The organism is Galbibacter sp. BG1 (assembly GCF_013391805.1).
Lineage (GTDB): Bacteria > Bacteroidota > Bacteroidia > Flavobacteriales > Flavobacteriaceae > Galbibacter.
On the sequence record NZ_CP058364.1, the window covers coordinates 2,682,325 to 2,706,670 of the forward strand.

A 24,346-nucleotide genomic window follows, 5' to 3' on the forward strand; every position below is an offset into this window, starting at 1 on the left:
ATGATTAGATTTAAAATTAAGCTCTTGTTTTTGGGAGCTCTACTGCAGTTTTCTTGCGGTAAAAAAGAAAAAGAACAATCAACCACAATTGAAACAGAAAGACCGAACATTATTTGGTTGGTTGCAGAAGACGTGAGTCCGAGATTTTCTGCTTACGGAGATTCTTTGGCTTATACACCTAATTTAAATAAGATATTTGAGAAAAGTATCATCTTCGAAAATGCATTTACCACTGCGGGTGTATGCGCTCCGAGTAGGTCGTCCATTATTTCTGGGATGTATCCTACAAGCATAGGTACGCAACATATGCGGCAAAAACCCAGTGTAATTCCAATGCCTGGTTTTCCTAAGTATAATGCGGTCCCTCCGCCTAATGTTAAGGCCTTTCCAGAATTATTAAGAGCAGCTGGATATTGGACGGCAAGTTATAAAAAACTGGATTATCAATTTGGGGAGCCTTTTACCATTTGGGATGAGGTTACAGAAAAGCCAAGTTGGAGACACCGAACCGAATCTCAGCAAAAAGACCCTTTCTTTATATACTATACATTTGAAATTACACATGAGATAAATATTTGGCCAGATTCTACTAAAAATAGATTTATAGAAGAGTTTAATTTAGATAGAAAACGAATGGCTGCAGATGTAGCAGAAAGGCCTTATTACGACACGCTTCATAAGGTGACGCCGGATTTGGTTGAAGTGCCACCATTTTTACCAGATACCGAGATCAGTCGAGATCATATTGCCAGATTGTACAATAATATTAGCCGAATGGATCACCAGATTGGCGAAATTATGAAACAGCTCAAAGAAGATGGTTTATTAGATAATACCATCATATTTTTTATGAGCGATCATGGGGACTGTTTGCCAAGATCCAAACGTTGGATTTACGATAGTGGTATAAAATCTCCATTAACTATATATATCCCAGAGAAATATCTTCCAGAAGGAGTGGAGCAGCCAGCAAGAATAGAAGATTTAATTAGTTATATCGACCTGGCGCCAACAGTTTTAAATATGGCAGGAGCGGAAGTACCAGAATGGATTCAAGGAAAAGAAATCTTTAATGAACTTTACTCAACGCCAAGAGAATATATTTATGCCGGAAGGGATCGTATGGATAATCGATACGATACGCGAAGGGCAGTTAGGGATAATCAATATAAGTATATCTACAACTATAATCCAGAACAGATTTATTCCCAGCAAATTACCTTTTTAAATCAAATGCCATTAATGCATCAAATTTGGGAAATGGAAAAGGCTGGAAAACTAAATAGGGATCAATCGTACTGGTTGGATAAACCCAAGCCTAAAGAAGAGTTGTTCGATATTCAAAAAGATCCTTTTGAACTGAATAATTTAGCGGAAGATGAAGCTTATAAGCCCGTGTTGGAGCGTATGAGAACTGCTTTAAAAGACTGGCAAAACGAATATGGGGATTGGGAAGATACACCAGAAACAGAGCAGGCGGAAAAAATGTGGCCTGGTGGGAAACAACCGTTGACTGCAAATCCTGTGATAAAAAAAGATGGAGATAAAATTGAAATCTCTTGTCCTACCGAAGGTGCTAGCATTGCATATAAATTTAATGAAAACGAAAATTGGAAAATCTATACAGCTCCAGTTTCGGTTGAAGATAAAAAGCAAATTTTTGTAAAAAGTGTTAGATATGGCTACAAAGCAAGCGATACCATTACACAAGTTCTAGAAAATTAATGAAATATTTTACATGCTTTACTCATTTTACTAGCTGTCCATTGCGAGCCTAGTGTAAGGCAAGAAAATAATGTTGTTTTAAAGGATCTGCTTATAAAAGAATATCTGGCGGATCCTTTTATACTGAAGGAAAAAGACACCTTTTATTTATTTGCAACCGGCAAAGGGAAAGATGGAAAAACCCATATATTATGTGCATTATACAACAGCTGATAAAATTACAGGGCCTTACCATGAAATAAACGATACCTTATTATGGCAAACAGAAGAAATGAGAGGGACAGGACATAGTTTGTTCTTGCCACAAGTAAGCGGTGACACTTTGGTAGTTTTTCACGCATGGGATATTCAAATGAAAAAAAGGAAACCACATGCTAAAAGGGTTTCTTTTCAAGGTGATACAATCGTTGTTTTTGAGTAAAAAGGCACTAGAAATATATTAAAAGCCCAAACTGTTAATAACAGTTTGGGCTTTTAAACTTTAGATAAGTTTTGTTTATTTCCCGTCTTTGGTGAAGGTTCTTAGAATTTGCAATAGGCTATCCTGCTTTTTACTCTCTTCGGAAGCTAAGTTATTTTCCTCTTCTAGATCTTTTTTTAAGTTGAAGACTTGAAAATTTGGTTGTCCTTCTTCAGGTTTTAATTTGTAAGGCTTAGTAAAACCTCCCGACCCCAAACCATCTATTAATTTTAAGGAGTCTTTTCTAATGGCAAAGAAACCTCTAGAACTATGATGTATTAAAAAATCTTGATGTGCCACAAAAGTAGAGTCCCCTTTTAAATTAGGTAAAAAACTTTTGCTATCGATGGCCACATTTGGTGGAATTGGCTTTTCAATTATATCTGCGACAGTTGCGAAGATATCCATAAGAATCGCAGGGGAATCAATTTTAAGATTTTCAGGAAAATGACCTTTCCAACTAGCGAGAAGTGGAATTCTATGGCCTCCTTCATAAATATCTGCCTTTTGGCCTCTATAAATGTAATTTGGCTGATGGGTAGATTCAGGGTTTAGGTAGAAAAGAGGTGCGCCATTGTCGCTTGTAAATAAAATAATAGTATTGTTAACTTGTTTGGTGTTTTTAATAGTACTGGTTATTTTTCCCACCACAGCATCAACCATTTGAACAAAGTCTCCGTAAGGTCCTGCTTCGCTACTTCCCATAAATTTTTCAGAAGGAAGTATGGGTGAATGTGGAGCGGTAAGGGAGAAATTTAAAAAATAGGGGACATCTTTAGCTGTATTTTCGGTTATATAATTAATGGCCTTATCGGTTAATTTGGTCAGAACTTCCCCATGTGAGAAATTATTACTGGCCAAGCCTTTTTTCCATTGAGTAAGCCCAGGGATTTTCTCACTTTCCTTAGCTTCTATTGGGTGCATAGGAAGGTCTAAAACATTGTTGTTTTCAATAAAACAATAAGGGCTCATGTCCAGGGAAGCTGGTATTCCGTAGAAATAGTCAAAACCAAGGGTGGTTGGCCCACTTTTTAATGAAGCTGCATGATCAATGTCGGTTCCATTATATTTTGAAGGATGTGTTTCGGTTTCCCAAGGTGGAGTAATTCCTTTTTTTGCCTGCCAGCCAAGGCCTAGGTGCCATTTGCCTATAAACCCTGTTTCGTATCCATGTTTTTTCAAGAAAGAAGCAATGGTTTCTTTTTCATTCGGAATAATAGGTTGAGAATATCCCCAAGTAACCCCTCTTTTTAGTGAACTTCTCCAAGCATACTCTCCCGTTAAGATGCTATATCTGCTTGGGGTACAAACGGAAGAAGAAGCGTGCGCATCTGTAAAATGTATTCCGTTTTTTAGAAGCGAATCCAAATGCGGGGTCTTCAACTTGGCTGAAGGATTTAGCGCAGAAATATCTCCATAACCCATATCATCTGCTACAATTAGAACAATATTGGGTAGTTTTTTTGATAATGTAGAAGAGGCTTTTTTGGATTTTGTTTCTTTACAGGAAATACAAACCATTAGTAAAATAGCCAATGGGAAAATATATCTTGAAATTTTCATATTAGAGGTTTTTTAAGATGAGATTTCTTATTAAAATCTGTTTCTATTTGATATTGATACATACTTTCATTTTGTATTTACATAATGTAATTCAATCTTTTATCTCAGCAATACATGGTTATAAAAATAAAACGGAATGAGAATTTAACTCTCATTCCGTTTTAAAGCGTATCATTTTTTTATGACAAACTATCGATACAATTAAATTGTAATTCTGTATCCCACTGTTCTTGATGAGGATGTTTGTTATTGAACTCTTTGAGTCCAACTTCAATTTTAAAGTCATCTAGGAAGGCGTCCAATCTAATTAAAATAGAATTTGTTCCTTTTTTAAAATCCAATTCAACGCTATGAGCTATAGGGTAAGACCTAACTAACTGGTCGTTTTTATAAACTTGTTTGTTGTTAAACCATACGGTAAGATAACCGGCGGCACCCAAGGCCAACCATTTTTTTACATCCGTAGAAGAGGTTACCTCAGTATACAAATATAAAGCGCGCTCCCCGATACCATGGAAGTGTTCCTTTAGATCCATTTTCATCTCGTTAGGGGAGATTATTTTGGTTTGGTAAGGTTGTGCAAAAATAGATTTATCTTTTATAAGCGTTTTAATTTCGGGTATTGAGATAAATTCTTTCTCTGCGCACTTCTTATCTTGATTCATGTATTTTACAGAAGGCAGGGAATCCAATCCATGATCTGGATACTTCGGGTGAAAAGGCACTAAACTTTCATCATCTTCTATAAAAGGTCCCATTAAAAGCCAACTTCCGTAGAAAGGGAATCCTTTTTTATAACTTTCAGTATGATCATTCAAGTTAACAGTTATTTTGTATGGAATAGTAACTTTGGAATTATCGAAATTTACTTTCTTTAAATCAATCTCCACTTTTTCAGAAACCTTACTTTTTGCCTTTACTGCTAAATCGATTTTTTGTCCTTTTAAATAGTCGCTATCTATCGATAGGCGTATTTGTTGGTCTTGTTTTGTAAGATTCTCATAATGAATTACAGCGTGTCCCTTAGTTTTGGTAACTGGATTTGGGAGTATTAAGGTCTCCACATTTAAGGCATAAAGCTTTTTAGGGAAATCTGTTTTTAATTCATTTGGGCAATCTGTAATTTCAATACCGTTTTCGGTATCCACAAAACTCAATCCAGCTTTACAGGTTAACTCAGCTAATTCGGTAAGTGTATCTGGACAATAGATATTTACAATTTCTGGACTCACCAACAATTCGTCGCCAACCCTATCTTTCCATAATTGCGGAATGCCATCGTAGCCCAACACAATTCCAAGTAGGGCTCCTGCTGTTGCTACTACGCAATCGCTATCATGGCCAAGGTGCAAAGCATCTATCAAGAAATCGAAAGAATGTTCGGTATGAAGCAAGGATAAAATAGTAAACCCAATATTCATTGGAGCAGAGGTAAAATCTGCATCGCCATAAACACTTTTTATTTTTGCAGCAACTATTTTAAAATCGTAATCCCTATCCCATTCAAAAACTTGATTTACAAGCTGAGCAACATCAGAATCTGCTGGGATATATGCTAATCCTTTTACTAATACTTCCTTAATATCGGTTTCGAAGAAAGCAATGGAAGCACAGGCAGAAAGGTATTGCTCTGCGGTAACCGAGAAACCCGCGTGATCCAAACGGGAATCAATTCCTGCATAGAAAGCAGCCAATTTTGGATGTCCTGGGGTAACCATTCCCCATATCTCACTTCTTATGGGTGATCCCATACCAGTATCCCAATACCAATTATTGTGTTTTCCTGTAGAGGGGTTGTCTAGACCTAATCTAATATTTCTCATGGCAATTCCGTATTCACACCAAGGGAATTCCACATGATTTTGCCAATGCTCATTAAAGTCTTGTTCCCTTACATCTGCTCCTTTCTTCAAAATCATGTCCAACCATAGCACTTGTAGATCGAGGTCGTCGTTGGCAAAATTTGTAGCAAAAAGATCGTCGGTAAAGGGTATTTTATTAAAATTTTTGAATCCTTCAATAGGAGCACCTAAAATTCCACCGGCACATTTTCCAACCCATCCTCCTAGGACTTTATTTTTGTAATCTTCAAAAGTGATTTTTTTCATTGTTCAATTATGGTTAATTAGTCTTGTTTTGTCTTAAAAATTAGGTTCACAATATCTGTAAAAATCCTGTTTTACTCCTATGGATTTGTAATTATAAATACGAAACACAAGTGTTAATCGCATTTTTCTATTTTTCTGAAAGGCATTTAGTGCTGAGATTCAAATATCTGATTTATAGTAAATTACGTTTATTTTCTTCAAGTTCCTAAGGTTAATTTCATTCTAATTTGGAAATCAAAAGTGAGTGAGGTACTCTTATCTCATAATTTTAAAGTGAATTTTAGCGATTCCGCAAAGTAAGTTGATTTAGAATGCAGTATTCATATTTCAAACGTTTTCGAAATCGTTAAAAACTAACTTAATTAATTAACTGAAAAATATGAAAACAAGCTATTACTTAAAAACTTTTGTTTTACTGTTGTTTTTCTTCGCATTCAACATTTCAAATGTTTGGTCGCAAAACGCCACTAGCATTTCGGGAAAAGTGTTGGGTGAAGATGGGGTTCCTTTACCGGGTGCCACTGTTATAGAGAAAGGCACATCGAATGGAACCCAAACCGATTTTGACGGAAATTTTAGTCTTAGTGTGGAAAATCCACAAAAGGCAGTGTTAACCATAAGCTATGTAGGCTTCGCGACACAGGAATTCCCACTTCAAAGTCAAAACAATTTTACCATAACTCTTAAAGAAGATTTTGCAAAACTAGATGAAGTTGTTGTTGTTGCGTATGGTACTCAAGAAAAGGGAAATATAACTGGAGCCATAGCATCTGTCGGATCCGAGAATCTAGAAGGTCGTCCCGTAGCAGATTTTCAGAATGCATTGCAGGGACAAGTAGCAGGATTGAACATTACAAGTAGTTCTGGTGCTCCAGGAGGGAGAAGTAGTGCAGTTATTCGTGGTGTCGGTAGTATTACAGGTGGAAGTTCTCCTTTATATGTAATTGATGGAAACATTATGAATAATTTTATTGGTAGTCAAGGGCCAGGATTTACACAACCAGATCCATTGTCCACTATAAACCCTGCCGATATTGAATCTGTGACGGTATTAAAAGACGCCTCTGCGTCTGCAATTTATGGTTCTAGAGCGGCTAATGGGGTTATTTTGATAACAACAAAGAGGGGTAAATCGGGCAAAGCGAAAATTGAATTTAACACATACACAGGTTTTCAAACCGCCACTAATACCTTAGATCTTCTAAATTCTTCTCAATATCAACAGGTTTGGAACGCCGCTAGGGATAATGCGGGAGAAAGCAGAATTCCTGCTTTGGATGGTACAAATTTAACCGTAGATACCGATTGGCAGGATGAAGTATTGCGTTCGGCTCCTATGCAAAATTACCAGTTAAGTGCAACTGGCGGAGGTGAAAATACTAGATATTATACTTCCTTAAGTTATTTAAACCAAGAAGGGATAGTTATTGGTACGGGATTGGAAAGATTTTCATTACAACTAAATTCTGATACCCGTTTAGGGAAATTCAAAATGGGGAATTCCTTGACCGTTTCTAGATCTAAGTTTGATAAAGAGAGTGTTAATGCAGGTCAGACAATTTTAACTTGGGCAATTGTAAATGCTCCAAACGTACCGGTTTATAATCCTGATTCTTTAGGAGGGTTTGGTGGACCGACTCCTGCAGATGGAGAACCTACCTTGAACCCGGTTGCAGCGCAAGAGTTGGTGACCAGTGAAAACACTGTAAACAGAATCTTAGGGAATGTATATGCACAATACGATATTTTAAACGGACTTACTTTTAAAGTAAATGCTGGTTTCGATTTAATAACATTCCATGATCGTTTCGCAGCACCAGATTTTGAGTTAGGAGGTTTGCAAATTCCTGGTTTTGAACAGGGATCAGAAGTCTCTGAATATAGAGGTGAAAACAATTCCATATTATTGGAAAACACTCTAAACTATAAAAGGAAATTAGGGAAACATAATATCGACCTTTTAGCCGGTTATTCCATTCAACAAACGGAATATTCAGACGTGCGAGTGCGAGTGCTCGGAGAATATGTAGGGACAGGACTGCCAGTAATCAATGGTTCCAACGATATAAATACAGCAAGTGGTTTAATTAATGAAGGAAGAATTACTTCTTTTTTCAGCCGTGCGATGTATGATTACGATGACCGTTATTTATTTACGGCAAATTTTCGTAGAGATGGATCTTCAAGATTCGACCCTTCAAAGTTTTATGGTAATTTTTATTCTTTCTCAGCCGGTTGGAATATTAGTAACGAAGATTTTATGAAGGACAGCTTCATAAGTAATTTAAAATTAAGAGCTAGTTATGGTGGATTGGGGAACGATCAAATTTCTGGGGCACCAAATTTTACCTTAAATCAGAACGCGAGGTATGTACTAGGAACAGGCCAAGTTATTACATCAGGGGTAGTGCCAATAGGTACAATCTACAACAGGGATCTTAGTTGGGAGACCCAAACACAAGCAAATTTTGGATTGGATTTAGGAATTTTTGAAAATAGATTAAACTTTACAGTAGACTATTTCGATAAAAAATCTGAAGACCTACTCTTTCCAGTTCCAACGCCTACCACTACTGGTTTTACAAAAATAAATTTAAATGCAGGAGAGGTTACCAATAAAGGATGGGAAATAACTGTTAATTATAGTGATCGTATAGGTGAAGATTTTAGACTCGGAGCCGGGTTTAATTTCACCACCATAAAAAATGAAGTTACAAAGCTAGCTCAAGATTTAGAGGCCTTTGAAGGTTCTGCTTTTGGTCAGCTTTCAGGAGCTCAGAGAACACGTGTAGAGGTTGGGCATTCTGTTAGATCTTTTTACGGATATAAGGTAGAAGGGATATTTCAATCCATCGCAGAAGTGAATGCAGCAGCAGACCAAGGTGATTTAACGGCGCCTGGGGATTTGAGATATGCAGATATTAGTGGTCCAGATGGTACTCCAGACGGCGTAATTGATGAAAACGATAGAACATTTATTGGAGACGCAGTTCCAGATGTTTCTTACGGATTCAACTTAAATTTAGGTTATAAAAACTTCGATCTTAGTGCCCAATTTCAAGGGGTGTATGGAAATGATATTTGGAGTGAAACCAAATTCTATACTCAAAGTTATGCGCGAACAAATAATCTTTCAACGGCTGTTTTAAATGCATGGACTCCGCAAAACCCATCTACCACTACACCAAGAACCTATCCTCAAACGTTGGCGGATAATGATCGCGTTTCCGATTTCTTTATCGAAGACGGTTCTTACTTACGTCTAAAAAACCTTCAGATTGGTTACACTTTTTCGAATGAAGTCCTGGATAAGCTTGGAAACCTTTCGAAATTTAGGTTGTATATGGCTGGACAGAATGTATTTACCATAGCCGATTATACAGATGTTGGGTTCGATCCAGAGATTGGAAGTGGAGGTATAGACAATGTGGTTTATCCACAAGCGAGAACAATTACTTTTGGTTTACAATTAGGATTTTAATAAAAATATTATGAAGAAAACAATAAAATATTTAACAATAGGACTTCTATTATTAATAGGATCTTTTAGTAGCTGTAACGATTCGTTTCTAGAAGATGCGGAAGTCCTAAATAACTTAAACGGATCTACTTTCTATTCATCACCAGATGATGCTGTAGCCGCAGTAACTGGAGCGTATACTATACTGCAAAGTAGAGATTATTACAAGGTTCAAATCTATGCTTTGGAGTATGCCTTGGGTGATTATGCCTTTACGGAAGGAGGGTTTCAATATGCAAATTTTGAAAATTTTCAATTCGATAATACGCAATTAGAGGTTAGAGGTCTTTGGGATTCATCTTTCCTTGGTATCGCTAGAGCCAATGTGGTTTTAGAAAGGGTTCCCGAAATTGAATTTACAGATGAAAAATTAAAAGAAAGAATATTGGGCGAAGCACATTTTTTAAGAGGTCTCTATTATTTCTTTCTAGTGAAATTATATGGGGATGCACCCATAATAGACAAAATTGTTGAAGGACCAAGCGATCCTCTTTACTTTCCTTCTAGAAGTCCTAAAGAAGAAGTTTATGCATTTATTGAAGCGGATTTAAAAGCTGCAATAGATTTGCTCCCCGCAAAAGAAGATTATGCTGATGCTGATGTTGGAAGAGCTACGAAAGGATCTGCCCAAGGATATTTGGGAAAAGTATATTTATATCAAGAAAAATTTCAAGAAGCTAGGGATGCGTTTAAAAAAGTAATTGACGGACAGGTTGGAAATTATGCTTTAGTGCCTAATTATGAAGATAATTTTACCGATACTAATGAAAACAATCAAGAGTCATTGTTTGAAATTCAATTCGTAGGCGGAACAGGTAATGTTTGGGCAGGTGATGATACTGGTGAAGAAACTGAGAGTACTTATTTCGGAACTTTATTTGGTCCAGGACCTCAGGTTTTTGGAAATGCCTACCCATCTGATGATGTAAATGCAATGTTCGACGCTAATCCGAATGATACTATTAGAAGAAAGTATACCGTAGCAAGACCAGGAGATACTTGGAGATCTTGGGATCCGGTTGAAATTGAAGACTGGAATTCTAGAATTCCTCAAGCTGGAGGGAATTCTGCAATTCGAAAGGGTAATTTAGGGCCGGATGAATCTTTACTACAATCTGGGATCAATTGGCGATTAATGAGGTATGCAGATGTTTTATTAATGTTTGCCGAGGCAGAGAATGAAGTTAGTGGGCCAACAGCGGCGGCTTACGCGGCCATTAATGAGGTAAGGGCAAGAGCCATGGTAGATCCACTAACACGAGGGATGTCTAAAGATGAATTCTTTAATGCCATCCGTATGGAGAGAAGATTGGAATTAACTTTTGAAGTTTCAAGGTACTTTGATCTTATACGTTGGGGCTTAGGAAGTGAAATGCCCGGATTTAAAGTTGGCAAGAATGAATTGCTTCCTGTTCCTGCATCAGCATTGAATTCAAATCCTAATTTAGCACCTCAAAATCCTGGTTGGTAATTATTAAAATGTTAACAATAAGTCAATTAAGTTGAGTTACATAGTTAGTTAGCTTTTCAAAGCTCCTTTTTTATTAAAGGGGCTTTGTCTTTTTAAACTATTATGAGGTGTCTAACTTGTTTAAATTTTTTTTAATTCTGTCAATAAAAATTGATGATATACTTTTTGTATTGTTAAAAATCTATTAGATTTACAAAACTTAATTTTCCTTAAAATAAAGTTAATTTGAAGGTTTATTTTATCATTTTGATAAAATAGTATTTCTTTTTTAAAAATATCTTATTTTTCCTATGGCTGTAGCATTATTCATTTGGGGTTTTATCCAAAGTTTTATTGTCGGACTTATTATTCCTATGGTAAAGCGGGTAAAGGCTAATTTTTTATTGTCAGCAATATTTATAATCACCGCCTCCAATATATTATTTCAATACTTATTACGCTATCGCGAACTAAAGAATACCCATCCTAATTATTTAATAGTACCCGATATTTTAGACCTAGTGCTACCTTCCTTGGTATTGCTTTACGTGAACTATATTTTGGGAAAACCTTTGTTAAAAAGAAGATATGGGTATTTTATAATTCCTATTATTTGGTCCGTCATTCTAATATTATATGTCAATCTTATTGAAAGTTTTACATTCGAGACCTATATCGGCACCAATTTTCATAAACTGAGTTTATCGATAATTTTTGGTTGGAAATTTTTCTTGTTTTATAAAGCGTTAACCCTTTATAAAAAAGAATTTAAGCTTGCAAATTCCAAGAATATTTCCCTATTTCTTTGGCCGAAGGTATTGGTGATATTTATGGGGTTAATCGCATATATAGCTTTTGTGAATATGATTTACTGGTTTATTGTGGGAGTACATCACGATGCTTCCGGGTTTGCGCAGATCATGCAACAGCTAACAGAAATAAATTATCTCTTGTTTACGAGCTCCATTATATTCATGACCATATTCTTTGCTTTTAAATACCCTAAAATTTTATCTGGCGCTCCTATTGTTAAAAGGGTCGATGAAGCGGCTTTGCCGGATGGTAAAAAACTTCTAAAAAAGCTTAATACTCTTATAGATGATGAAAAAGTTCACTTAGATACTGAGTTGGATGAAAAAAAACTGGCAGATATAATGGGTATTCAGTCTTATTTACTATCCAAACTTATTAATGACTATTTAGGAAAATCTTTTAGTGAGTTTATTAATGAAAAACGTATTGAAGAAGCACAACGATTATTAACCAGTAAGGAGCACAAAGATCTTACCGTCTTTGCGGTGGCAATAGATAGTGGTTTTAGATCGGAATCGGTTTTCTATGTTAACTTTAAAAAAATAAGCGGCTGCACTCCAAATCAATATAAGCAAAGGAAATTAGGTGCCAAAGTCTAGTTAAATTAGTTGGTTATTTTTATTTTTCTCTTAGAACCTTTTGAGTCATAAATCACGAGTTGTTTGGTGTTTTCCGGAATTCTCCATTTTCTGGAGTCTTGGGATAAATATCCGGATCCGTAATAAAATTCAGTTTTAAAACTACTCCCATTCGTAAGTGTTACTTCAGCATACACTTCCAATGGGTTTAATTGGATGGTTTTGGCTTCAGAAGGGAGGAGATAAAAACTTAAAGGCTGATCATTATTGGAAACTAGAAGTCCTATCCCGCTACTTGTATTAATTTTGGCAATTCCTCGTGTATCTTCGGGTGTTACAAATCCGCTTTCAGTATGATCCATGACTTTGAAGCATCCATTTTTGTCATTAATAAGAGTGGTGCCAATGGATCCATCTAAATATCCACTTAACGTTTCGGCATCTCGCCTGTTTCCTGTTAATAACAGATCTGGATAACTATCTTTATTCAAATCGAGAGTACTAATTCCATAAGTTGGAGCCATCTGGGCTTGCAGTGGAAGCGGTTTCACTTTAAAAGATTCATTTCCTAAGTTTTCAATATAAATAGTTTGTAATTCCGTTACTTCTAAATTGATAGCAGCTTCTTTTTCTTTATCTGTGAATAAATCTTCAAATGTAATCTCGCCATAGCTTTTATAGGAAGGGAACCTACCTTTCATAGCAGCAATTTGACTAATAAGTGCATCTCTCGATGGCAACGGATAACTGGTGCCTTGTATATAGTATCCCATTATAGGGTCTATTCTTCCATTCTTATCAAAATCTTTGGCAATTAGGCTCAAAGGTTCTTCTTTACTGGCGGTTAAAGCGGAATTTTTTCCTAGATTACCCACGATGTAATCAATATCCCCATCGTGATCGAAATCTGCTCCTTGAATACTATTCCAAAAGCCAGTTAGGTTCTTTAAAGAGGTTTTTGCTGTAATAGAGCTAAACCTGTCACCTTCGTTTTTAAACATTGAAATATACATCCATTCCCCTACAATTATTAAATCCATTAGATTATCATTATTGAAATCGGTCCATAAAGCGGAGGTTACCATCCCTATATTGGAAATCTCTTTAGACCATTCTTTGGTTACATCCTTATAGTTTCCATTATCATTTTGCAAGAGGAAACTTTCACCAGATATGGGGTAACTGGCTGGTTTGAGCCTCGAACCAATAAATAAATCCAGATCTCCATCGTTATCAAAGTCTGCGGCATTTACAGTGGCGGTGCTGGAAAGCATTGGTGGCAATGCTTTTTCCTTAAACGTTCCGTTTTCTTGTTGGATATAAAGTTTATCCTGAAAATGTGGCTGCTCATAAGGCAGCTCGGCTCCGCCGCTTGTGATATAAATATCATTTCTAGAATCACCATTCACATCTAAGATTAGAACTCCTTGTTGCTCCAAATTCCATGAATCACTAAGTAACTCCCCTCTTAAAAATTCGCCATTTGTTTGTTGGAGCCAGGTGAATGTAGAATCTTTATAGGCTGTGGTCATGCAAATATCATCTAAACCATCATTATTAAGGTCGCCCACTGCTAAGCCCGGTCCTTCCCTTGAGAGCATTTTTAACAGCAAAGGCTGTTCATTAAAATCGATAAAAGGATTTTCCTTATGTACTAGACCATCTATTTTACCATTGGTTTTTTCTAAAATGGTATTATTTAGGGTTTTTAATGGTTGATATGTTTCGTTCGCTTCGGAATATGTTATTTCGATAGTTTTATTGGCTGCCACATTATAAAAAGATTGTGAGCGCTTATCTGGCCAAATAACTTTAAGGCTGTCTATTTTCTGCGCTTCCCCCATACCTACATGTATATTGTAATCTACCGAAGAAAGGTAGCCACGAACGGGATATTGCTCATAAAGCTGTGCTTGCCCATTACTGTAAACTCTAATTGTTGTTCCAATACCAAAGGTGTTCTTTTTAGGTCCAATAAGTTTTATTTTTAGGTAATTGCTAGTTTCAACATCTTTTTCCCTCGTGTTGTTTTTATAGACAAAAGCAAGGCCATTTAAATTATTGGTAACAATATCCAGGTCACCATCATTATCCAAGTCAGCATAAATAGCTCCGTTCGACATGCTTTCCAATTCCTCGCTCCAGTCTTCCGTAACATCGATGAATGTTAAGTCTCCGTTGTTTTTAAAAAAATAGTTGGATAAATTAATCGGTGGAAGGGCTTTCATGCTTTCATAAAGCTTCTTTTCCCTTACTTCTTGTGTTCCAAACGGATTGGTAGCCGCAGACGAGTAAACTGTATAATCTAAATCGGTAATATCCCTTCCGTAGCCGTTTGAAATAAAAAGATCTTTATAGCCATTGTTGTCTAAATCTGCGAAAAGAGGTGCCCAACTCCAATCTGTTTTGGAGATGTTGGAAAATCTTCCTATTTCTGAGAAAAATGTGTTTTTGTTTTGAAGCTGAAGTGAATTGCGCACGTATTGTGGTAAGTAATCGAATCTAAACCGTAAGGTTTGATTATTGTAATTCATAGCTGGAGTCATGGTTTTGTTATGAAGATTACTTTCAGGAAGCATATCCACTTCTACAATATCCAAAAGGCCATCATTGTTGTAATCGGCAATGTCGATTCCCATACCATTATGCGAAGTTTGCGTAATATAATCGCGTATTTTATCTGTAAAAGTGCCGTCGCCGTTATTAACCCATAGCAAATCGTTAGTAATAAAATCGTTTGCACAATATATATCTGGAAGTCCATCTTTATTAACATCTAGGATTCCAACCCCCAGGCCGTATCCTTCGGCTGTAATACCTGCTTTTTTCGAAATGTCGGTAAAAGTTCCATTCCCATTGTTTTCATATAATCTATCAGTACTAATACCGTTTCCGTTTAATTTTCTAGGTCGGGTATTGTTATGGCTAAAATTTTCCACTCCATTGGTAAGAATATACACATCGAGATCTTCATCCATATCAAAATCAAAAAAAACGGCCTGAGTGCTATATCCAGCATCGTTTAGGCCGTACTCCTTGGCTTTTTCCAAGAAGGTGTTGTCCCCTTGATTAATGTAAAGCAGGTTTTCGCCTTGCTCTGTATAATTCCTGTCGGCAACGCACACATAAATATCCAAATAGCCATCTGCATTGATATCCACAAAATTTATGCCGGTAGCCCATTTATCGTTTTCAATGCCCGCAGTTTTTGAAATATCTTCAAACTCTAAATTGCCTTTGTTGAGATATAGCTTCGAAGGCACGTTGTTACCGGCAAAATACAGGTCGGGTAGACCGTCGTTATTAATATCACCAGTACCAATCCCAGCACCATTATATATGTAGATAAAATTTAACGGATTGAACTTTTCATTCTCTGTAATTTTATTGTTGAAATCTATATGGGTGTGATCTTTATCGAGGATTTCGAACTTTTTTTCAGTATCGCAGCTAAAGAAAATGATGAGAGATAGGAAAAAGGGAAGTATTAATTTCATTTTAAGTTGTTGAGATAAAAAAAGATATTCTTATTTATTTTTGGAAAAATAATTTTTTAGAAGTTTCCAGCGCGGGGCATTTGGCTTTCTAATGCTGTCGTTCCGGTCACTAATGGACATTTCGGGGTCCCAAACTTGATTCTCACGATATGCGTGATAGGCCCACGACCAATTGTATTTTTCTGCAATTTCAATAACATCGGTAAGGTAATTCAATCCATCTTCTCCAGTCCAACGCGGACTGCTAAATTCCCCTACCAATATAGGGATATTTGGATGTTGTTGAGAGAATTTGATAAGTTCTTTTTGTTCTTTTTCCAGTTGAGAGCGGTTCCAAATCACACTATCAATTTTAGTAGGGTAGGGTACATATTCTCCTTCTTCCCAAATATTTTGATGCGTAAATGGCACAGGGATGTAGGTATGTGTTTCTAAACAGATGTTTTTATCGTTTGGGATTTTTATATAATCTATTCCTTTATGGTATCCATACAATGTATCTTTCTCTTCATCATGAACTCTTGGCAGAGCATAAACAATGGTATGTACGGTATCTTGTTTGCGAATGGCATCCGTTATTTTTTGATAAAGTAAATTTATGTCTTCGGGCGTATTGGTTTCCATATCTATAGGGATTTGCGGTTCGTTTAACAAATCGTACCCAGCAATAACATCTCCTTTTTCAGCATATCTTTTGGCAAGCTCACTCCAAAAGTTGATAACTATTTCATGGTATTTAAAGTCTTTAAAAAAAAGATCGTTTCCAAGCATAGTCCACTTGTGCTTCGTTCCTGGATATCTATGTGGATCAATTAATACATGAAGTCCGAATTCTTCACTCCATTTTAAAACGCTGTCTAGTTTTTGAAACGCTTTTTCGTTCATTTCATAAGGGGGCTCTAAATCCATTAGGGTGCAAACAGGCATACTTAATCTTACCAAGTTCGCTTCTGTCGTAGATAGATGTTCTAGGTCTTCCTTTTCAATATCGCAACCAATATTAACGCCACGGTACGTTTTCCATCGATATATATCTTCCGAATTAATTTCAGAAGTGGTCACATTTTTTTTCTTATTTTCAGTTTTGCAGGCGATGGTAATAAATGAAAAAATAAATCCCAAGAGAATTAAACCCTTAATTTTCATATTAAATAATTTTAGAAGTATAAATTTATCAAATATGCATTTTGTTGCGACTTTGAGCTTATTATTTTATAAATCAATAGTAATTTAAAACACCAATTTCAGTAATATTGAAGTCGATTTTAAGAAAATACATGTAAAAAGTTGATTTTAAAAATTTGTTTCTGTTTTTTCGGTAGCCGTTGAAGAGAGAAGCGATTTCACAGATTTAAACGGTTAGTTTATAATAATTTAAGTGTTTTTCGGAAATGAGAAAAGGTGAATTTTTTATATCCCTTTATTTATTTTTCGATATTTTTAGGACTGCTTTTTATTCTGTTTCCTAAAACAAAAGGGCTTTAACTACTGTAATTTTTACTTTTAATATTATTTTTAATACTTAACTACATGAATTGGTTTACAACTACCGCCAAATGGAAAATAGCCTTGCCTTTTTTCATCTTTTCAATTATTATTTCGAGCTGCTCAGACAAGAATATAAAAACAGAAGCTCAAGAACCATCAAAATCAAAACTAACCAGCTATGTAAATCCGTTTATAGGAAGCACGGGTAACGGTAAAAGACATAGCATAGGAAACACACATCCAGGAGCCGTTTTACCATGGGGAATGGTGGCCATAAGTCCACAATCTTTCGATTTTACGGGTATGCACAACGCTACCGGCTTCCGAAGCGAAGAAAAAGAGATTTTTGGTTTTAGTTGCGTAAACTTATCTGGAGTCGGTTGTCCTGCAGGCGGAAGCGTTCCTTTTAAATTTTTGTCAAAATCCTTCGATACAGTTCCCCGAGGCTCTAAGTTTTCAGATCAAAAAGCTTCACCGGGTTATTATGGAGTTCATTTGGATGACGAAAGTATTAAAGTGGAAGTGTCCAGTACAGTTCGTTCTGGGATATTTAAAGTTCAACTTCCTGAAGGCAAAAACTATATATATCTAGACCTTACTGCACAGCAGGGGCACATAAAAGGAGGGGAGATTAAGGAATATACAAAAACTGCCGTATCTGGATACCAATTGGAAGGCTACTTTTGTGGTTCTACCAATAGAGGTAATGCTTATTTTAATGTAGAAATGAACACTCCGGCAGATTCCCTGTTTTTGGTATATAAAAATAAAACCACAGAGAAATTCCAGGAAAATTTAGATGATAAGCCAAGCGGAATTGTTTATACCTTTAATAATAAGGATCCAAAGTCAATTCAAATAAAAGTAGGGGTTTCTTATGTTTCTATTGAAAATGCCAAAGGAAATTTAGATGCTGAACAAGATGGATTTAATTTCGATTTAGTGAGGGAAAATGCTGAAAAAGTTTGGGAAAAAGAGCTGTCGAGAGTAAAAGTAACATCTTCTTCAGAAGAAGATAAAACCGTTTTTTATTCTGCGTTGTACCGAAGTCTGTTAATGCCTTTTACATTTAGCGACCATAATGGAGAATATTTAAAACACACCAATTTTTTTGATGAAGAAAAAAACAATGAAGTTGGAGTAGCCAATGGTTATACCCGTTACACAGCTTTTTCTCTATGGGATACCTATCGTACTGTTCATCCATTATTTTCTTTGGTCTATCCAGAAAGAGAGTTGGATATGGTTAAAACCATGGTAGCTATATATGAAGAGTCTGGTTGGTTACCGAAATGGGAAATTTTTGGTTCTGAACCAAATTTAATGGTCGGAGACCCTGCCTCCATTGTTATTGGAGATACGTATGTTCGTGGAATTACCGATTTTGATGTAGAAACGGCCTACGAGGCGATGGAAAAACAGGCCGATCAATTGGAAAATAATAGATTGCGAAGAGGACTGGAAGAATACAAAGAGCTGGGTTATATTCCTATGGATGGGAAGACGAGTGATTTCGCCAATTTTCAATGGAATAACGGAGTGGTTTGGGGTCCAGTTTCTACCACAATGGAGTTTAATTTATCCGACTATAATGTAGCACAGGTAGCGAAAGGTTTAGGTAAAGAAGATGACTATAACAAATTTTACGACCGCTCCATGTCTTTTATGAAATTATACGATCCAGAACTTCAATTATTCCGCCCAAAAAATACGGATGGAAGTTGGTACGAACCCTTCGATCCTACACAGGAATTATACGACCAAATGAACTTTGGATTGCGTGGGGGCCCCGGTTTCGTGGAAGGTTCTGCTTGGCAATATTTATTTTCAATTCCTCATGGGATAGACACTTTAAAGGCCGTGATGGGTGACGAGGTTTTCTTGAAACAACTAAATACGATGTTTGAAGATGAACATTTTGATATGACAAATGAGCCAGATTTGGGATATCCATTTTTCTACAACTACACTAAGGATAGTACTTACAAAACATCAAAAACGGTACATAAACTATTAAAACAACACTTTCCAAATGCTTTAAATGGACTTCCAGGGAATGATGATGCCGGAACGATGTCTGCTTGGGTAGTTTTCGCTATGATGGGAATTTATCCTGATACTCCAGGCGATCCAGATTACCTGGTTACTACGCCGATGTTTGAAAAGGTTGAAATTTCGCTAAATGATAAATTCTACGGCGGAAAGACATTAACTATTGAAAGGGATGGCCCTGTAGATGGAACTATTGAAAATATCTATTTAAACGATTCTATCATAGGGTTTAAAGTGGACCATAAAAAGCTGGTGGAAGGGAATGCCGTATTGAAGATTAAAACTACAGAAGCTATCGAATAGCCAGTTTAAAACATAGACTCTTTAAAACAAAACACCCCCGAAAATTCTTTCGGGGGTATTTTATTGATTCTCGTTAGAACTGTAATTTATGGATTTATTCTTCCACACTCCCAGGAATTTGAATACCTAGACCTCCGTCTACCCGTATGTGCTGCCCTGTCATAAAAGCACATCGATTGGAGGTGGCAAAGACGATCATTTCTGCGATTTCTTCAGACTTCGCAATTCTTTTTAGCACGTGCATATCGATACTGTCTTGATGTATTTGCTCTGGATTGGAAGCTTCTGCCCAAGCATTCCTTGCCATGGGAGTGTCTACCGTACCTGGACAAATGGATAGGCACCGTATTTCCGGCGCAAAATCGATCGCTAGGGCTCTTGTAAGTCCCAAAACAGCAGATTTGGCAGTAGTATAATGCACCATATTTGCGGAGCTTATAAAAGATTGGGCGCTTCCTACATTTATAATAACTCCACCTGTATTTTTTTTCATGATAGGAACGGTATACTTCGCCATGAGATAGTAAGATTTCAAATTAATGTTCATAACCCTATCCCAGTCTTCTTCCATGCAGGTAACCGCATTGGCATAATGTATAATACCAGCGTTGTTTACCAAGTGGTGGATATTTCCAAATTTTTCCAAGCCTTTGTTCAAAGCCAATTTTATGGCTTCAGAATTCGTTACATCTGTTTTTACAAATAGGGCATTGGAGCCTAGTTTATCCTCTGCTTTTATACCTGCTTCCTCGTCAATATCCAAAATTATTACAGAAGCTTTTTCCCTAATAAACACTTCCGCAGTGCTCAGTCCGATACCTTTGGCACCACCTGTTATAACTACGGTTTTATTCTTTAAATCTTTGTACATATATATAAATTTACCAGTTAAACATGGTTCCGTCCTCCAATCTATTTATAGGAAGGTAAGCTTTTTCATATTCAAATTTTCTGGCAAAGGTTTCGTTAAAATCAACCCCAAGTCCGGGAGCCTCAGTGAGGTGTAAATGTCCGTTTTCGAAATAATATTCATGGGGGAACGCTTCTTCCGTAGTTTCTGAATATCCCATATATTCTTGAATCCCAAAATTATTAATGGCCGTATCAACATGCAAACAAGCTGCCAGGGCAATTGGAGAGATGTCCGACGGTCCATGACAACCTGTTTTTATGTGATAAGGTTCTGCAAAATGTGCTATTTTAAGCATGGGTGTTATTCCGCCACCATGGCTTACCGTCATTCTTATATAATCGATGGATTGATTGGATATTAAATGATGTGCATCGTGAATAGTATTAAAAACCTCTCCAACTGCTAAGGGAGTTACCGATTTTTGCTTTATCTGTGCAAAACTTTCTTGATGTTCTGCTGGGGTAACATCTTCTAGCCAAAATAAATGATAAGGTTCCAAGTCTTTTGCCAAACGGGCCGCTTCGGTAGGGGTTAACCTATGGTGACTGTCGTGCAGTAAATGGAGGTCTTCACCAAATTCTTTTCTAACTTCTTCAAAAACCGACGGGATAAAATTTAAATACTTAGGGGTGCTCCAACTTTCTTCAAAAGGTTTGTTTCCTTTTATGGCAGGTTCATAAATTCCTTTTTCCCCAATTCCGTACGCTTTTTCAATTCCAGGAATCCCACATTGAACCCTAATGGCTTCAAAAGAAGCTTTCTTAAGTTCTTCAACCCTTTTTAAGGTATCTTCTAGGTTTTTACCGTTGGCATGGGTATATGTCAACATCTTACTTCTACTCTTGCCTCCTAGAAGGTTGTATACAGGGGTCTCTAGTATTTTTCCCTTTAAATCCCAAAGCGCCATATCAATAGCTCCAATGGCTGTCATGGTAACAGGACCTTTACGCCAATACGCACCTTTATAGAAATAATTCCAAATATCTTCTGTTTGAAATACAGACCGGCCTTCAAGAAGCGGACAAAGGTAGTGTTCAAGATAGGCGGCCACAGCCAGTTCCCTTCCGTTAAGGGTAGCATCCCCATACCCAATATATCCGGCTTTAGTGGTAATTTTTACCGTAACAAAATTCCTTCCCGGGGAACAGACGATAACTTCAGCAGATTCAATAATATCTCGTTTCATGGGCTGTGCGGTATTAATTATTAATGCTTTCTAAGGACGTTTTTTTTTGAATTAGTTACATAGCCTGTAACATCGCTTTCTTCATTTGTGTTGATCCACTTCTTACTATAAAATCCATAAAACATAATATAGAAATAGCAAGCCAATGGAACTATAAAAGATAATTGAAGGCCTATATTATCGGCCAGAAAACCTTGAAGAAGTGGAACGAGGGCTGCTCCTAGAATTGCCATAACAAGTAAGGAAGAACCTTGACCGGTATATTTACCTAACCCTTCTATTGCGATGGTAAAAATATTGGACCACATAATGGAATTAAAGATCCCAACCCCAATTAAAGACCACATCGCAAAACTACCAGAGGTAGTGATGCCGAGGATAATTAAAATAGCACTTATGGTGGCAAACAAGCCTAAAGTTCTGCCTGGAATACTTTTTCCCAAAAGAAAGGCTAAAAAGTTAATACCAATAATGGCAAGATAGGGGGTGACCGTATTAAATTTCATTCCAGAAATTACAAATATTAAAAGAAATGAAAATGCCGTAAGAAGCAACATTAAGGCATATTTTTTAGATTTTTCCATACTACTAAGGGACAATGCTCCCGAAAACCTACCAATCATAGTTCCTCCCCAATAATAGGCCAAAAAATTCTTGGCGACTACTTCTTCATATCCCATGATGGTATCGAGCCCAATAAAATTAATTAAAAAACTGCCAATGGCCACTTCTGCCCCTACATAGGTAAATATAGCGAGCGTTCCGAAGGATAGATTGGGAAACTTCAATGCTTCTACCCCTTTTACGATTTCATCTTTATTAACAAATTCGGGTAGCTTTATAAATTTGAACAAAATAGCAATGAGTATAAAAATAATGCCAAAAAGCAAATAAGGTATTTTAGCGGATTGTTCTTCGGAACCTTCTTTAAAAAAGAATTCGAAGATTAGATACCCTCCTAAAATAGGGGCAATCGTAGTGCCAAGGGAATTGAACGCTTGCGACATATTTAATCGTGCCGATGCTGTTTTTGGATCCCCTAAAATAGATACGTATGGATTGGCAACTATTTGAAGCAGGGTGAAACCGAGCCCCAATACAAACAGGGCCCCTAAAAAAAGTCCATATATTTTAAATTGTGCAGCTGGATAGAATAAGAAACAACCGATCCCAGAGATAATTAAACCTAAAATGATACCATTTTTGTAGCCTATTCTATTTATGGGATCTCCAATTTTAAGTGAAAGTAAAAAGTAAAGAAGGGAGCCAATAAAATAGGCTCCAAAAAAACAGAATTGTATAAGCATAGCCTGCCAATACTTCAGTACAAAAATTTCCTTGAGGTAGGGAATAAGAATATCGTTCATGCAAGTTAAGAATCCCCACATAAAGAATAACGTAGTAAGAACTACGAGGCTAGAATTATAGTTTTTGTTATTCATAAAAGTAGTGCTGTTTCAGCCGTATGTTTTTTTAAATAATGTAGAAATGGTTTGGTTGTAAATATGAGTGTAAAAAAGTTTCTACCGCTGAGGATTTATAAATTAATAGCGATGAACAGCTCTACTTAAACATTTTTTTTGGATTTATTAATCTGGATTATTTCGAAAAATAAGCATCTAGGGTGTCCCAAAATTCTTTGTGCATTTTCTCTACTTCGATCTGGGTATAAACCTTCAATGATTTTCTTTTATTTTCTGGTGGAGCAGGTCTTGTTTCCAGCGTAGCCAACTCTGGTTTTTGAATGGCAACTACCAAGGCCAAGTCCCACATTACCCTTTCGTCACCGGCATTCATGTAAGTCCAGCGTTCTGCCAGCTTATCGGTAGCGGTGGCTTTGTATGTAGATAGTTTTTTTAGGGTTCTATCTTTATTAAAAGTGTAGGGTCTCGCCGTAGTGATGGGCATTACAGTTAACTCTAAATCGGGTTCGTTTAACAGAACATCGAAAGCATTTAGATCCCTTTGTATATTGAATTCACTTTTATTCCACACATTTGTTTCTTTATCGAAACGTGCACCCAGTAAAAAAGCATGTATGTTTTTGGTTATCGTAGAGTCTTTTTGAATAGCAGCTGCCAAATTCGTGGATGCGCCGATACAAATTACTTTTAGTTTATTATCGGGACTTGCTTTTTTTGCTTCCGAAATAATAAAGTCGGTTGCTGGGGATTCTGGAATCGTAGCTCCCTTGTAATAGCCCCAAGCATAACCAATATGATTTTTACAACCCATAGGGTGCGGAATATCTAATCTATCCATAGTTTTTAAAAGCTCCTCATTGAGTTTTTGAGATTCTTGAACCGTTACAAAATTGGAAACTTTGTTGCCGCTCCATGAGCTGTCTATTACCATTTGAACATTATTAAAATGTGCAGAATTAAGGCTTATAAGCTCCATATCCGGTTCGGCAATGGCGTAGACGATGGCGTACAGGTCATCAATTTCATTCCCGGTGTCGGAATCCAAGATATACTTTTGTCCATAAGAAGATAAGCAGGTGAAAAGTAAGGTTAGCAATGCACTTTTCTTAAAGGTGTTTTTCATAATTAATTTCTCAGTTATGGTAATAATTCAATTTCAGTTATAAATAATTAATAAATATACACTGTAATGTTTAAAAAGTATCAAATATGTAAAATTTAAACAATTATTTTGTCAGTATTTACAAAACAATAGAAATTCAAAAA

The 24,346-nt window shown here is 36.5% G+C and carries 14 protein-coding genes; 6 read left to right on the plus strand and 8 right to left on the minus strand.

Annotated features, from left to right (window positions below):
• On the plus strand, positions 1 to 1,725 hold the full coding sequence (locus HX109_RS11750; protein ID WP_178952192.1) for a sulfatase: 1,725 nt from the start codon (positions 1 to 3) through the stop codon (positions 1,723 to 1,725).
• 172 nt (positions 1,726 to 1,897) lie between these two features.
• The gene (locus tag HX109_RS11755; protein WP_178952194.1) at positions 1,898 to 2,146 is read left to right on the plus strand and encodes a hypothetical protein; all 249 of its coding nucleotides are present in this window, start codon (positions 1,898 to 1,900) and stop codon (positions 2,144 to 2,146) included.
• A gap of 75 nt (positions 2,147 to 2,221) precedes the next feature.
• Here HX109_RS11755 and HX109_RS11760 read toward each other — a convergent pair whose 3' ends face one another.
• Complete coding sequence (locus HX109_RS11760) at positions 2,222 to 3,748, minus strand: sulfatase family protein (RefSeq protein ID WP_178952196.1); 1,527 nt, start codon at positions 3,746 to 3,748, stop codon at positions 2,222 to 2,224.
• 179 nt (positions 3,749 to 3,927) lie between these two features.
• Positions 3,928 to 5,856 (minus strand): ADP-ribosylglycohydrolase family protein, encoded by a 1,929-nt coding sequence (locus tag HX109_RS11765; protein ID WP_178952198.1) that lies wholly within the window; start codon positions 5,854 to 5,856, stop codon positions 3,928 to 3,930.
• A gap of 379 nt (positions 5,857 to 6,235) precedes the next feature.
• Between HX109_RS11765 and HX109_RS11770 the strand changes: the two genes are divergently transcribed.
• From HX109_RS11770 to HX109_RS11780, 3 genes are all read left to right on the plus strand, one after another.
• Entirely contained in the window at positions 6,236 to 9,337 is a 3,102-nt protein-coding gene (locus tag HX109_RS11770; protein ID WP_178952200.1) for a SusC/RagA family TonB-linked outer membrane protein, read from the plus strand.
• 10 nt (positions 9,338 to 9,347) lie between these two features.
• Positions 9,348 to 10,847 carry a RagB/SusD family nutrient uptake outer membrane protein gene (locus HX109_RS11775; protein WP_178952202.1) on the plus strand — a complete coding sequence of 500 codons (1,500 nt, stop codon included), beginning with the start codon at positions 9,348 to 9,350 and terminating at the stop codon, positions 10,845 to 10,847.
• Between the two features lie 290 nt (positions 10,848 to 11,137).
• A complete protein-coding gene (locus HX109_RS11780; RefSeq protein WP_178952204.1) occupies positions 11,138 to 12,238 on the plus strand; it encodes an AraC family transcriptional regulator in 1,101 nt (366 codons plus the stop codon).
• Positions 12,239 to 12,243: 5 nt separating this feature from the next.
• Here the strand turns inward: HX109_RS11780 and HX109_RS11785 are convergent, their stop codons facing one another.
• Entirely contained in the window at positions 12,244 to 15,714 is a 3,471-nt protein-coding gene (locus tag HX109_RS11785; RefSeq protein WP_178952206.1) for a VCBS repeat-containing protein, read from the minus strand.
• 30 nt (positions 15,715 to 15,744) lie between these two features.
• Positions 15,745 to 16,860: a glycoside hydrolase family 5 protein gene (locus HX109_RS11790; RefSeq protein WP_178952208.1), complete on the minus strand. Its 1,116-nt coding sequence runs from the start codon at positions 16,858 to 16,860 to the stop codon at positions 15,745 to 15,747.
• Between the two features lie 384 nt (positions 16,861 to 17,244).
• Here HX109_RS11790 and HX109_RS11795 point away from each other — a divergent pair, with 384 nt between their 5' ends.
• Positions 17,245 to 19,557 carry a GH92 family glycosyl hydrolase gene (locus tag HX109_RS11795; protein ID WP_178952210.1) on the plus strand — a complete coding sequence of 771 codons (2,313 nt, stop codon included), beginning with the start codon at positions 17,245 to 17,247 and terminating at the stop codon, positions 19,555 to 19,557.
• Positions 19,558 to 19,651: 94 nt separating this feature from the next.
• Here HX109_RS11795 and HX109_RS11800 read toward each other — a convergent pair whose 3' ends face one another.
• The 4 genes from HX109_RS11800 to HX109_RS11815 form a co-directional block, all read right to left on the minus strand.
• A complete protein-coding gene (locus tag HX109_RS11800; RefSeq protein WP_178952212.1) occupies positions 19,652 to 20,428 on the minus strand; it encodes an SDR family NAD(P)-dependent oxidoreductase in 777 nt (258 codons plus the stop codon).
• A gap of 10 nt (positions 20,429 to 20,438) precedes the next feature.
• Complete coding sequence (manD, locus tag HX109_RS11805) at positions 20,439 to 21,656, minus strand: D-mannonate dehydratase ManD (RefSeq protein ID WP_178952214.1); 1,218 nt, start codon at positions 21,654 to 21,656, stop codon at positions 20,439 to 20,441.
• Positions 21,657 to 21,676: 20 nt separating this feature from the next.
• Entirely contained in the window at positions 21,677 to 23,023 is a 1,347-nt protein-coding gene (locus tag HX109_RS11810; protein ID WP_178952216.1) for a sugar MFS transporter, read from the minus strand.
• Positions 23,024 to 23,255: 232 nt separating this feature from the next.
• On the minus strand, positions 23,256 to 24,203 hold the full coding sequence (locus HX109_RS11815) for a nucleoside hydrolase (protein ID WP_178952218.1): 948 nt from the start codon (positions 24,201 to 24,203) through the stop codon (positions 23,256 to 23,258).
• Between the last annotated feature and the right edge of the window lie 143 nt (positions 24,204 to 24,346).